Raw genomic sequence first — 14,712 nt, 5'->3', positions numbered from 1 at the left:
GCTGCGACCTGTAAGACTTGACAGTAGCCATTCCGCAAAGTCTGGAGTTTGATTACCCCACATACCGAAATGATACGTGCCCCGGATTTATTGGAAGCGATGCCCGTAGGGCGCCCCAAAATCCTTGGAGAAATTGATGCCATCCGACCGTCTCTTGCCTTCGAATCCTGATCCCTCACCGTCCCGGGTGCCGCTGACGACCACCATGGCTGCGTTATTGAATCCGGCAGGAAGCGAAACCATCAATGCCATAGTCGCGCAGGCAGGTTCTATTCTTGAACTTGCGCGCGGGCGCCCTGAGCGGTGGCTTGCCCAGGGGCTGCGTAGCGGGCCGGCGCAAGAGTTGCACGAGCGTGCGATGAGCGCGGCAATATGGATTGTGCGTCAATACCGCGAGCGCGAGCTTCGTGGAGCCGATAGCCTGACTTACGATGTGCAACGGGGTTTTGCGTCGCTCACGGATGGGGCGCGCTATGACATGGAGTTCGATGAGGACTGGTCAAACATGGCCCGCCCGAACGCCATCGAAGCACGAACCTCGCCAGTCGCTTATCTGGTCAGTCTGTACAAAAAAGCGCTCTCGCTGGAACAAGCGGGAGGCGAGGATAAACGGTACCGTCTAGAGGTTCGGCGGCCGGATATCGCCGCCCAGCTGCTTGATTCGGCGGCGATGACACGGGAGTGTTCGGTGCTGTCGCTGTCGACGAAGATCTTGGAAGCATCGCTGCTCAACGCTGGGCGATCATCGGACCCCGATGCCGTTGAGGCGGATAGGCTACTTGCGAGCGCACGTTATCCGCTTAGCATGCCGTACGAGCATTGGGTCGAGCAGCTTGAAGTGATCTTGTCGCTTTTTGACCAGTCGGTTTCAGCTTTTGGTGAACTGGCGCGAGCCACCGATCCGGATTTTCATTACTTTGCCTTGCCCAGCATGCAGACCGACCGCGGCGACGATACGTTTCTCCTGAGCCTGCCGATCGGCCCGGCGCGTCGGGAACTTCTCCTGGAGGCGCGATTCAACGGCGCCCAACCAACAAACGAAGCGCAAATAGCGGACTTTTACTGGACGACCTATCGGGTTTATTCCAAGTCATCTTTGGAAGACAGTGCGGAATTTTGCACGCGCACTGGGGCGACGCGCGAAGCGCTGCCAGGATTGTTCGCGGTGGGGGAACAGGCGCCGATGCTGTCCCCGCATGTGTCGCCATCGACCGTTTCCCAGCAGGAGCCCGGTCCACAGGATTTTGGAGCGGTCTACATCAATGGTGCAATGTCCCCTGCCATTGAGCTGCGGACAACGGATGAAACGCGGCGCCCCCCTCTGCAAGAGGACATGGAACCTGTCCCAGTCAATCCACCGGTTCAGCTTGAGAACCTGACGAATGACCACGCGGATCGGATCCACCGGCTTATGCGGCTCAGCCGATGGCTTGGCACCTCTTTTCGAGAGATGGATCAACTGATCGTCGCGGCCCATCGCGCCGAGAAGAAACCCGGAACGCCACAAATCACCCGCAATACCTTGAAGGTGCTTGGGATTTTTTGTGAGATGCGCACGCGTTATGGCGTGACTGCCGAGGATTTTGCCGCTTGGCTCGACAAAGTATCGATTTTTGGCGCCGGAGAAATGCTTCCCCAGTACGACCGTATCTTCGTCAATCACGGGCTTTTGGGGAGGCCCTTGATTCTCGACAATTCGCCGTTCAGCGCGCGGGTAGAAGACAACATGGATGAACGCGGGCGGGAAACCGTCCAGGCGATTTGTGCCAGCCTTGGCTTGGATACGTCCGAGTACACTTACATGGCTCGGGTTATCGCCAGTGCCTACGACCCGCCGCAACTCACCCGTAATCTGGAAATTTTGTCTTCTTTTTATCGTATTGCCAGCATCGCTCGGTACCTGCAAGTTCCTCCGACGGTCTTGATCGGGCTCGTCCAGACGCTCGGCCAGACCGGGCCGATCCTGAAGCAGATTGCTGGCGTACCATCGATCGATGCACTGCCTTCGCTGGGCGCGACGGATTTTACCGCCGCGTTGATGGCTGTTGTCGAATGCGTGCGTTGGTGCCGGGACAAAGGCATCGATCTGGCCTGGCTTGTCCAAGCGCTGCGCTCAAATACAACCGTCCCCGTGGCCAGTGATAGCGAGCGGCAATTGGTCGTCAGCTTGCATACGAGCTTGGAAGGCCTGCGTATTACCAATGAGGTCCTGAGGCAAGCCGGTGTTCCGCCAACGCTGGATAACATGGACACCAAGGTTGGCATCGACTGGGTTTCAGCACTTACGGACGTTGTCGATGCACAGGGCATTGTACTTGACGGCGTCTCGGGCTCGGATACGGACTATGCGCTCAGCATTCGCAATATTGTGGCCGATGTGGTGGAAAGGCTCGCCTCAAACGAGGATTTGATCCGGGAGGACCGAGGTGAGGCGGACACCCTGAAAAATATGGTGGTGGAGTCCGTGACGGCGGTCATCCTGCGGATGCGGGCGTCGCAGCGCGCTCTGGTCGAAGAGCATCTAGCCACTTACCTGGCGATATCGTCCGATCTCGTGCTGCCTCTTATGGATTGGGCCGACCAGAGCGTTTACGACATTTTGCGCTGGGTGTGGGAGACGGATGGCGTGGTAACCCCCGCGGCGTCCTTGCTCGCGATGGCCTTGCAGCGGTTGAGCCGCTCCGATCCGGTGGCACGACGTTTGCGCGCCGCCGTCTTGCCCAAGGACGCCGCCTTCATGGGCGAGGAAGACGACCTGGAAAACTGGAGCAATGTTGACGTTATGCTCCAGAAACTGGGGAGCTTGCGTCGTTTGGCTGATATCGCCCGTCAGTTCGAATTGGATGGCGAGTTCCTGAGTCGTCATGCGGCAAACAAGCGGCAGGTGGAAGGTTGGACTGATGCGCCCGACTTATTTGGATTTCGGCCAGGCTTGGATGACAGCGGGGCGATCACGCTCGCCACGCTGTACCACCTTCAAACCTACCGTGATGTCGCATCTCGTATGCAGGCGTCCCCTTCGGCATTGATGGATTACTTGTCCTTGGTCAACGATCCACAGGCGTTTGACCCTGATCTGTTCATCGAGAGTGAGGATTACGCGCGGCTGATGCAGGATGCGGCCGCCGTCAAGGTCGCGGAGATGCTGGGCCTCAGCGCGCGCGAGGTGCTTGAAGCGGTACGTTTCATTGCACCGTCGGGAGTGCTTACACAGCTGAGTCAGTTCAATGGTTTGATCCGCGTGCTGGAGATGGCCCGCACGAGCGAGCTAAGCATTCTGGCCCTGCATGAACTTGGCGGATTGCCGGTGTCCGCCAATACCGAAGATTATCGCAACGCCGTGCAATACGCGCTCGGTAGCCTCTACGCCGGTCGGCTTCAATTGGGCGGTTCCGGCAACGCCCCCGAGGTTGGCCAGGCGACAACGAGCGAGACGTCGGTCGACCGGACGCGCCTGGTGGCCAACGCGCTGGAGTTAGCGCCGGTAAAAGCACAGGCAAGGTATCGCCTGCTGGTGCGGGACTTGAGTGGAAAACCGCTGGTCAACATTCGGGTGCGTTGGGCGCTGACAGGCCCAGGCGTCTTGGACTCGGATATATCCCACACCGATATCGATGGGGTAGTGAATGTCACATTGACGTCAGCTTCGGAGATGGGCATTGCAACGGTTTTTGCGATCATCGGACTCGACCAACGTATTGCAATGCCTACGGTGACAATCGACTGCGACGAGGAAACGCTAGGCTTGCGCCAGCCTAGGCCCGAAGTGGGCGGCGCGCCAAAACTCGCCGGTCGCCGTGAGTCCTTCGAATTGTCCGCCACGGTGTACGACGGTTTTGGCAACCGCGGACGTAATCGGCGTGTACGTTGGAACGTTGTCGAAGGCGCCGGTCAGTTCAAGAAGGATACGACGATTGCCGATGCAAGCGGTATCGCCCGCGCCCAGCTGTTCAGCAACGAGGAGGGGATAACGAAGGTCCAGGCCACCCTCGGTGCGGGGCTGACCCTCCAAGGTTTTGCCACGTTTCGCTTCATCGATGCGGCCTATATCGATAAGAATTTCTACAGGTTGCGCTTCAAGGGGCCGAATGTGCTCGGCCAGGACGTAACAATCGCCTGCCGCGTTCTCTCGCTGAGCGGAGCGGGCAAGTCGGAAGCACAAATCGACTGGCACGTGCAATTCGCTGATGGGTCAGAGTACACACCGCAGGAAGTGGCTGTTTCAGACTCTGATGGATACGCAGTTTTCGAGCTGCCCGCGTCGGAGCTCAAGGAAGGCGCCATGACCGTTCGCGCAAGCCTCTTGCCTCCGAGCAGACAGGACGACCGAGAGGACTCGTTCGAACAAGCCATGGTCATTCTCCCCGTGCCCAGGCTTGCCGCGGCGTCCCCCGCCAACGTGCTGGTGATTGCCCAGGCGGGTGAGGTGGTGCATATGCGGGTGCGGGTGGAAGCCGAGGTCGAGCCGGCGGGGTTTGAGGGGGTTGGCGAGTATCCCGTGCAATGGATGATGGATGATGCCGATGGACCGAAAGAGACGCGGACCGATTCCGAAGGTATGACGGTTTTTTCCGTGCCGATCGATCGAGCTGGCGAATATGCGCTCACGGCAACACTCGATGGACTTGAGGGGCGGGTGGTCAGCTTCACGATAAAAGTCCTTGCCGAGCCGAATTGGCAATTCACCTTGACGCGGGTCGATCAGAAGGCGACCGAAGCCGAGTCGGATTCGCTGACCTTCGTCGTCGGCCAGCGCTACACCCTGACCCTGGTGGATACGTCCGACGCCAGTGATAGGACAGATCGCAAGATCGCCCTGACCTGGAGTGGGGTCAATCCGGTCGGCCAAGGGTTGGTGGCGATCCCGAGCTTCTTGCAGATGCGCCAGCTTCCCGGGGGGGGCAGCTTGACTTGGCAAATCGACTGCCGACAACTGCCCGATCCCAGGGCGGTCTTTTCGATCGGGGCGGCGCTGCAAGGCACCCGTTATAGCCGGATCCTGCGCACGAAAATCCAATGGGATGGCCAGGCATCCCGCCGACCGGGATCCTGAACGGGCCCTTACCCATTCACACGCACATCGACGCTCCCTGCGGTGATCCCAGGATCGGAGCAGCGAACCAGCCATCAGGTATGAAATCCCAGAGGCGCGGTCATGAAGGATCTTACGACGAAACTTGAAGCCTTGAACAAGCGGCGCCAGAAGGCACTTCTTGAATGTTACTTGGGCGCCGTGGCGGCCCGGGACGGCGATACCCATGTGCTGGCCGCGGCCGATGACCTCGACGCCTATCACCTGTTCGACCACCATGTCGACACGGCGCCGAAAACCTCCGCCGTGGGCGAGATGATCGCCAGCTTGCAGCGCTATATCCACGGCATTTATTCCGGCGACGAGCCGGGTTTCGGACAACAGTTCGATGAGCGGGAAGTGGAAACCTGGCGTCAGTGGGAAAGCCGTTATGCGATTTGGGCGGGTGCGGAGAAACTGCAAAGTTATCCGGAAAACTATATCGATCCGGAACTGCGAATCATCAAGACGCAGTTTTACGAACAACTGGAAGGGGATCTTGCCCAGGGGCGACTTAATACCGAGCGCGCGCAATCGTCCGTGCTCACCTATCTCGAAAAATTCGAGGATGTCGCTGATATTCAAGTGCTCAACGGTTACATCGATGGGCCTTTTGTGCTGTCCGACTCGACGCTTTATCGGGCAGATTATTATTTTCTCGGGCGCAAGCGAGTCGATAACAAATATTATTGGCGCAAGGTCGGTATCGTTCGCAGTGAGGGGCAGACACGGATTCCGCCCAGTGCCTGGAGTGAGTGGGAGCCCCTCGAGGCCGCCATAGGCGATGCCGTGAGTGTGCGCCTGATTTTTTTTGGGAGTCGGCTTTATGTCTTTTGGGTGAACAGGACATCCTTCAATGATATGGCCCAGACTGAAGCCCCCATGTTGGACCAGTTTGATATTCATTTTTCCTATCGCAGTCTCAGTGGCAATTGGAGCCCGCCGTTTATCGTTGACACGGTCATGCTCAAGCGCGAAAGCCCGCAGCCCGATCAGCGCCAGCGGCGCGCAGGTGCGACAGAAGGAAACAATAAACTTCTGGCAATCATGAGTGATAGCGGGATTACCAAAAAAGCGGCGCAGATGGTGCTTGGCGTGGAGCTGTCAACCGCCGATGGGGAGCGCACCAGGTGCTATTACGCATGGGATGAGTTGCTGAACCGCATCGACCTCGTGCAAGCCGAGCAGGCGCACATCGATGAGCTGTTCGAGCAATATTTTCCGGAGGGGGCGGGAACGTCTTATCTCCAACGACGCCTACCGCAGCTGGGTGCAGAAAGGAACTACAAAGGTTGGGGGATAGGATCCATTCAAGTCAAGAACCCCGAGACGGAGGCGGGATATACCAATTACCTCTACCTACGCGCAATAAACGTCGCTGGCGCTTTTCTCTCGATAATAGTGGGTAGCTTGCATAGTATTTCTGAGAAGCGAATAACGCATTTCCGCACGCGCGTACAAAAAAATAATACGCAACCGCATTCTTTTATCGATATTTCTATGACTGGGTCTTCCGGCGATGTTCGCTCCGCCCCCTACAACTACATACTCTTGGACGCTGCCTCGGGTAACTTCACGGCGCCTGCACAGGTTGAATTTTTAGATGAGCATGGTGTGGCGACCGCGACGTACGGGGGTGATCGCACTGTCGTCTCCTTGGCTGTACCGGCTTTTAATAGCGATGGTACTTATAGAAGTATCTTTCGGAACATGGCAAACCTGTCAGATGAACAATATGCCAACCATGGAACCTGGTTGAGAGTCACCAGCAATAGTAATTCGGATTTTATAATCAATGGCCGGTTTTCAAACCGTGGAACCGGATCAGTAGGTCCTCTCTCCCTGCCCATCTGGGTAGGTGAGGGCAAAGAGCCCGCGGGGGATCTTCGGTCGTTTACATTCAATGGGGCCGCGTTGCGCTTGAACTGGATTGCGTTGGATAGCAATCCGAAAACCGTTGCCGTCGGGTTGGGGGAATATAAAGAAGGTACTTGGAGCGGGGGCTATCAAGAGTACGAAATCACACTCAAGGCCCCGCCACCCACAGGGCCACAAATTGTCTTAGGGCCCGAGACTGATCAAGGCCAGGCCAGTCAGTTTCTCGATTTTGGTGCTGAATTTGGAGAAGAAAACGCCGTCGAATCTATCCGCTTGAACACCACGTTCGGTCGCGAGCTGGTGGAGCGGGCGGGGCTTTCCATTGGCAATCTGCTTTCTTGGGACAGCCAGCACACCGAAGAGCCGCCGCGCCCGGGCTCGAATGAACCGGAGTTTTTAGACTTTCATGGCGCGAACGGGCGTTATTTCTGGGAAATATTCTTCCATCTCCCGCATCTGGTAGCCGTACAGTTGCGCCGCGAAATGAGCTTCGAGGATGCGCTGGGATGGTTGCACTATCTCTTCGATCCGTCCGCCAAGATCAATCCGGGACGTACAGAAACTACCCCTTATTGGCGCTCGCGGCCATTGCTGATGGAGGGCGATCCCAGCTTCGAAGTGGCATCGCCCGCCGATCCGGATGCCATCGCCTACAGCAACCCGATTCATTACCGTAAGCGGATTTTTCGCGATTATGTCGAGACCTTGATCGAATGGGGCGATTGGCTCTACAGGCAACTGACACGCGACAGTTTGACCGAAGCCAAAATGCTCTATCTGAAGGCTGCGCGCATGATGGGACCGGCGCCTGATGTGCGCGGGGCATCGAATTGGACACCAAAGTCCCTCGGTGAACTGGAAGGCGCGCGCAACCTTGAGTGTTTCGACGCGCTCATTCAATCGTTGTCGGTCGATACACTGATCAATCTGCCGCCGACGTCCGGCCATGGTTTGTTGGCGCCCATGATGGATCACCCGGATTTTCGCGCGGAGATCAATCGCGACCTGCTGGATGTCTGGGACGTCCTGAAGGCACGATTGCACAACTTGCGACATTACCTGACCCTCGACGGCAAGCCCATCGACTTGCCGCTTTACGACACGCCCATCAACCCCAAGGACCTGATGCGGGCCCAGGCTGGCGGTGGTGGCTTCAACCTGCGGGACATCCTGACGCCACCGATCGTTCCGCCTTATCGCTTCATGGCCATCTTGCCTCGCGCGCAGCAAGCGGTGCAGACCCTGTGCCGGTTTGGTGACCAGCTTCGGCAATATATGGAGCAGGCGGATCGCTGCGACCAGGAAACCCTGCAACAAGAACACCTCATCGAGATGAGCAATTTCAGTCGTGAGCTGCAAACCGAGTTGTTGCGCCATGCTCAAGTCACGCTTGATGCGCTCAAGGCATCCCAATCCATGATTGGTCAACGCAAAACCTACTTTGGGGGGTTGATCGAGAAGGATTTGATAAAGGATGAAATCGAGGCAATCAAGAATCTAAAGCACGCAAATGTATCGGCTATTGTCGCAGGGGGCCTTAGTAGCGTTGGGACCATGGCAGGGGTCATTCCTAATATTTATGGACCGATGACGTGGGGGGGGCAGAACTTAGGTGCTCCGGCACTTGCAGCTGCGGCAGCGACGAATGCCTACAGTCAAAGTGAATCGAACGGGGCCAATCTCCATGATCGCCGCGCTTCGCAACAGCGCCTGCGCGATGAGTGGACATTCCAGCACGAGGCGGCGATTGCCGAACACGAGGCACTGGAAAAGCAAGTGCAAGCCCAGCGGATCCAGATCCAGGCATCGACGGTCTCGGTCAATCAGCAAGCTCGGGCCATCGAACAGGCCAAGGAGATGTATACCTTCCTCACCCAGACCCGCACCTCCCGGGCATCGCTCTACCGCTGGATGCAGAGCAAAATGGCCACGTTGTATTTCCAGACCTACGATGCGGTGACCGCCCTGTGTTTGTCGGCGCAGGCCTGCTGGCAGTACGAAATTGGCGATTATGAAAGCCACTTCATCCTGCCCGGTGCATGGGTCGACAGCCATCATGGTTTTACTGCTGGTGAATCGCTGACGCTGGGCCTGCTGCGCATGGAGTCAGCTTTTTTACATCGCTATGAACGGCGCTTGACGATAAGGAAGTTGGTATCGTTGCGCGACTATTTCGGGGATGCCTGGCCAGATACATTCGAGACGCTCAAGGTTACCGGGAAATTGGATTTCACCCTTGATAGCCGCTGCTACGACAGCGATTATCCCGGCCATTATTTGCGCCAGATTCGTCGCGTGTCGATCACCCTGCCGGCGCTGTTCGGTCCCTACGAGACGGCGTGCATGACGCTCACGCAACTCTCCAGCAAGCTGCTGATCAAACCCGATCCTGGTGGTGCCCAGCATCTCTATGATCCGGCGCATGCTGACGCCGATACCACTTATGTGCGCTATAACCTGCGCGCCCAGCCGCAAATCGCCGTTTCCGACGGACTGGACGATGACGGCATCGGCTCACGTTTCGCTTTCGACGAAGACCGTTATGCGTCCTTCGAACGAACCGGCGCGATCGCTTCGTGGCAAATCGCCTTTCCACACCCCGACTCCGACAAGCAAACAGAGATTCTGGAGTCGTTGACCGACATCATCGTCGAAGTGGAATACACCGCCCACGATGGTGGCAAAGACTTTGCCGAGACCATCACAGAGCTTTTAAAAGAGACGGTGTTTCGCCAGTAGGACGAGGCGTCCATAAACCTCGTTCAAGCTTGGCCTGTAGTCACCGAACTGACGTAACACAACCTGTCAGGGAGCGTGGACATGAGCGTGCAGAAAAAAATCGAGCGCAACTTGCTGGGAGAAGCAGGCGATTTGCTCACGAGTACTTGGCCTTCGCAATGGACGAGGCGCGCACCCGGGAACGACGACGGTGCCGATCTCGTCTATGTAATGAGCCCCGACATCCAACGCCGTTTTGTCTATCTCTATGGCGCGGCGGAGGCCTCGATCGAATTCGATCTGCCAGTCGACCTTAACCTGACGGCAGAGGACGGGTATCAAGTCAGGTTTCTTTATCAACCGACACAACGGTCGAGCGAAAATCCTAAAGTGCGGGCGTACTTCAACGCCAGGGCGCATTACTGGGAATACGAGTTGCACACGAGCAACATGAGAGAAGGCGTGGAGCAGCCACGAGACTGGTTGACCTGCGACGAAACGATCGTTCTGAACAACGAGAACAACCAGCCAAAAGCTGTCCTGGCCTTTCAATCCGGACTGTTCGATCCATCCAGCCCTGATGTCGATATCACGAGCGGGCCAGAAAACGACCAGCCTGTCGCCCAAGAGCCTGGTTGGCCGGGTGGTCGTGGTGAGTTGCATTTTTCCGGCAAGGCCCAGGGATCGGATGTCGCTCCCGAAGTGGCCTTCGGTGTGTCGTTATTCCTGCACCTTAAACCGTTGCAACTGACCACCGATCAACCCATGCCCGAATTGGATGGCGTCAGCGCACGCTATTGGGTGGAAAAAGACGGCCGTGCCTATATGCCGATCTGCCGGGGGGGAGGGACGCATCACCTTGACTTGCCGGTGGCTGAAGACTGCGGCTGGGCCGGCGGCGGGGTTTATAAAGGCACCAGCGCCTACGCGTCCTTCACCAATCAGGACGAGGCCGGGCAGGCCTGGCTGCAAGTGACGCCGACCGAACCTGACGACGATGATGATGCCCAGCCTATCGCCACGGGCTGGGAAATTCGTAACGATGGTGATGCTGGCGATGCCAGCGTTGATGGCAAAACTGCCACCCTGCGCTTTGAAAGTGTCTATCACGCCCCGCCCCATGAAACGTTGGCCTGCATCGTCGGGCCCTACAAGCTTGATATCGTCAGGCACATCCTGCGGGACTTCTGGCCAAGCGTGGCGGAAGACGAGACCATCGATCTTCATGTCAAGGTTCGTTACACCGTTTCCGATGAGATTGAGCCTGGTATCGACGTGCAATGGCGTCATGATGACGAGCTACTGACCACCATTCCCACTCGGCCTGATGGTTGGTCTGCCTATGTCTACCAACCCACTGGCGATGCCCAGTTGGTCGCGACCATCGACAGCCCTTACAAGTCCGAGGCCGATAGGCATGCGCAAGTCTTCGACATCAAGACCATCCCTACCCGTAAATGGGCACAGTTCGAACTGAGTGTCGACGGAGAGGAGATTTCGCCCGACGATCCTTGGCTGATACTGCCCGGCCAGTCTTACGAACTGAAGCTCAAACCCAGCTCCGACAGTGTGTTGACGGGTGAGGACCTGACGCTCACCGTCGATCAGTCAAGGCTGCAAGTTGAGCCGACGCAGGCTCGAACGCTGGTCGAGGATGGCCTCACTTGGACAGTTACGACGTCAAGCGACGATATTGGTGACTTTACCCTGAGCCTCGACTGCGTTCGCTTCAAACAATCGCCGACCTGGACGGGAACTACCAACCGTTTGCCTGCCTTGACAATCGCCGAGGCGGATGGCAATCAGCTCGATCCGCTTGCGGCGGTGGCCAATCTGACGGCGGTAGTGCCGCACTACGATGACATGCGGAGCACCGACCAGATCAGCGTCACCTGGACCGGTGCGACGGGTAGCCCGGAGGAGGGATCACACAGTACGGTACCGGTTGAGGTGGGAACCGTCGGGCAGAAGACGATCGAACTGCCGGTGGGGTTGATCGCCTACGCCCTGGGCAAGCCGGTGACGGTTACCTATACGGTGACGCGTGGTAGCACGTCGCTGCCGGCACCGGATTCGCTCACGTTGAATGTGAGCGCCTTGCTGGAGAATGCGCTGATGCCGAGTCAACCGCGCATCCTCGAGGCCGATCAGAGCGGCGAATTGGATATAGGCAGTTTTTCGGGAAATGCCAGAGTGCGTATTGAAGGTTGGCCGCACATTGCGGCGGGCCAATATGTGTGGCTGCGCCTGAAGGGCACTAAGGTCGATGGCTCGTACGAGAAAACGATCTGGAAGCCGCCATCAAAGGTTACACAGAGCGAATTCAACGGCAATGTCTTGAACGCCACAGTCATAGAGACAGAGCTGAAGGAACTGAAGGATGGCAGCACCCTGACAATTGAGTTCAAGGTCGCGTTTGATAAAAGCGAAGTCGAAGCACAGGCCACCTCGTTACCGTCGCGCACTTATACCATCCGCTCGGCATTCAATGCGACTGCCCCTGGCGTCAAACAGGCCACGGGCAGTGGCTCCACCCAGCAACTGGACCCAGTGGCGGCTAAGAACGAGCTGACGGTGGTCATTCCAGACTACGGTATCCTATCCGGTGATGAAGTCAGCGTTACCTGGGCCGGTAGTACCGGGGGCGGTTCCCTTACCACTGAAATGCAAGCACTGCCTGACAACTGTGAAATAGAAATTCCTGTGTCGGTAATCGCCTATAACCTTGGCAGATCGGTGACGGTCACCTACATCGTCAAGCGTAGCAGTGGAGTGAAGCCACCATCCGCTGCCTTGACGCTGGCTGTGGCCACGTTGGCTGAGAGCGCGCTGATGCCGAGTCAACCGCGCATCCTCGAGGCCGATCAGAGCGGCGAATTGGATATAGGCACTTTGTCGGGAAATGCCAGAGTGCGTATTGAAGGTTGGCCGCACATTGCGGCGGGCCAATATGTGTGGCTGCGCCTGAAGGGCACTAAGGTCGATGGCTCGTACGAGAAAACGATCTGGAAGCCGCCATCAAAGGTTACACAGAGCGAATTCAACGACAATGCCTTGAACGCCACAGTCATAGAGACAGAGCTGAAGGAACTGAAGGATGGCAGCACCCTGACAATTGAGTTCAAGGTCGCGTTTGATAAAAGCGAAGTCGAAGCACAGGCCACCTCGTTACCGTCGCGCACTTATACCATCCGCTCGGCATTCAATGCGACTGCCCCTGGCGTCAAACAGGCCACGGGCAGTGGCTCCACCCAGCAACTGGACCCAGTGGCGGCTAAGAACGAGCTGACGGTGGTCATTCCAGACTACGGTATCCAATCCGGTGATGAAGTCAGCGTTACCTGGGCCGGTAGTACCGGGGGCGGTTCCCTTACCACTGAAATGCAAGCACTGCCTGGCAACCGGGAAATAGAAATTCCTGTGTCGGTAATCGCCTATAACCTTGGCCGATCGGTGACGGTCACCTACATCGTCAAGCGTAGCAGTGGAGTGAAGCCACCATCCGCTGCCTTGACGCTGGCTGTGGCCACGTTGGCTGAGAGCGCGCTGATGCCGAGTCAACCGCGCATCCTCGAGGCCGATCAGAGCGGCGAATTGGATATAGGCAGTTTGTGGGGAAATGCCAGAGTGCGTATTGAAGGTTGGCCGCACATTGCGGCGGGCCAATATGTGTGGCTGCGCCTGAAGGGCACTAAGGTCGATGGCTCGTACGAGAAAACGATCTGGAAGCCGCCATCAAAGGTTACGCAGAGCGAATTCAACGGCAATGCCTTGAACGCCACAGTCATAGATACAGAGCTGAAGGAACTGAAGGATGGCAGCACCCTGACAATTGAGTTCAAGGTCGCGTTTGATAAAAGCGAAGACGAAGTACAGGCCACTCCGTTACCGTCGCGCACTTATACCATCCGCTCGGCATTCTATGCGACTGCCCCTGGCGTCAAACAGGCCATGGGCAGTGCTCCCTTCCAGCTACTGAACCCTATGGAGGCTAAGGATGCGCTGACGGTGGTGATTCCGGACTACGGTATCCAGCATGGCGATCAGGTCAGTGTGATATGGGCCGGTGCTCCCGGGGGCGGGTCCCCCACTACTGCCTGGCAAGCGCTGCCCGACAACCGGGAGATCGAGATGCCGGTGTCGGTGATTGCCTTCAATTTGGGCAGGCCGGTGGGGGTCACCTACATCGTCAAGCGTACCAGTGGAGTGAAGCCGCAGTCCTCTGGGTTGTTGCTGACTGTAGGCACGTTGGCTAACAGTGCGCTGATGCCAAGCCGGCCGCGTATTCTTCTGGCTGCGGATAACGGCAACGGTGATGAACTGTATATTAAAAACGTGTTGAATAAAATCGAGATACAGGTCGACAACTGGCCGCATATCGCGATCGGCCAGCACTTGTGGATGCGCTTGAAAGGCTATAAGGCCGATGGGGCTGAGCACAACCACAATATCTGGATACCGCCGGGCCCAATGGTCAGCGAGATCTGGCTGACCCAGGGTTATTACAGGAAGTCTGAAATCTCCAAGTACTTGCTGGAGCTGGGCGACGGCAGCACGCTAACGGTGGAGTTCAAGGTTGCCTTCGGTCAGATTACTGACGAGACGCAGGCTACGGACTTCCCGCCGCGGACTTATACCGTCAAAAATCCTCTAACTTTTATGAGTATCAAAGACCATCTCGGTAGAGAAATTCAGGAGAACGGCATCACCGAATTTCCGATGGTATCGCTTTGGGGGCGAGCGAGCGTTGCCACTTCAGTCGATTTGTATGACAACCTGGCTTACAGAATAACGATCAGTGTTTCATCGGACGGTGCATGGCGCGTTATCCCAAGCTTTGGTTCGGGCGAGCATCGACTCTACGTTAGATCTTCCAACGGCGGCAGCCCGCTATATTCAAACACACGCACCTTCAATGTCGCACCTTCTGCGTCGGGGGAAACGGAGACAGACCCTGAGGATCCTCCAATTTTCTTATAGGAAATCAAGAGGACACACTGGATGTCTGGCTTTGAGGGCTGCTTTGCAGCCCAGCGGGGCGGTGC

General features: G+C 57.1%; 3 protein-coding genes. All 3 read left to right on the top strand.

Going from position 1 to position 14,712, the window contains the following annotated elements; genetic code table 11:
* The first annotated feature begins 136 nt into the window (after nt 1-136).
* The 3 genes from Q7C33_RS02430 (at nt 137) to Q7C33_RS02420 (ending at nt 14,647) form a co-directional block, all read left to right on the top strand.
* Nucleotides 137-5,053: a Tc toxin subunit A gene (locus tag Q7C33_RS02430; RefSeq protein ID WP_407682779.1), complete on the top strand. Its 4,917-nt coding sequence runs from the start codon at nt 137-139 to the stop codon at nt 5,051-5,053.
* Nucleotides 5,054-5,155: 102 nt separating this feature from the next.
* A complete protein-coding gene (locus tag Q7C33_RS02425) occupies nt 5,156-9,688 on the top strand; it encodes a neuraminidase-like domain-containing protein (protein WP_407682778.1) in 4,533 nt (1,510 codons plus the stop codon).
* Nucleotides 9,689-9,769: 81 nt separating this feature from the next.
* On the top strand, nt 9,770-14,647 hold the full coding sequence (locus tag Q7C33_RS02420; protein ID WP_407682777.1) for a hypothetical protein: 4,878 nt from the start codon (nt 9,770-9,772) through the stop codon (nt 14,645-14,647).
* Nucleotides 14,648-14,712: the final 65 nt, after the last annotated feature.

Source organism: Pseudomonas sp. BP11-1-1 (assembly GCF_052112105.1).
GTDB lineage: Bacteria > Pseudomonadota > Gammaproteobacteria > Pseudomonadales > Pseudomonadaceae > Aquipseudomonas > Aquipseudomonas alvandae.
This window is presented reverse-complemented; position numbering and strand designations above follow the sequence as displayed.

What these genes read in the sequence shown, in the direction of transcription:
- Q7C33_RS02425 (WP_407682778.1), top strand. Translation starts at nt 5,156, where the DNA reads ATGAAGGATCTTACGACGAAACTTGAAGCCTTGAACAAGCGGCGCCAG.
- Q7C33_RS02420 (WP_407682777.1), top strand. Translation starts at nt 9,770, where the DNA reads ATGAGCGTGCAGAAAAAAATCGAGCGCAACTTGCTGGGAGAAGCAGGC.
- Q7C33_RS02430 (WP_407682779.1), top strand. Translation starts at nt 137, where the DNA reads ATGCCATCCGACCGTCTCTTGCCTTCGAATCCTGATCCCTCACCGTCC.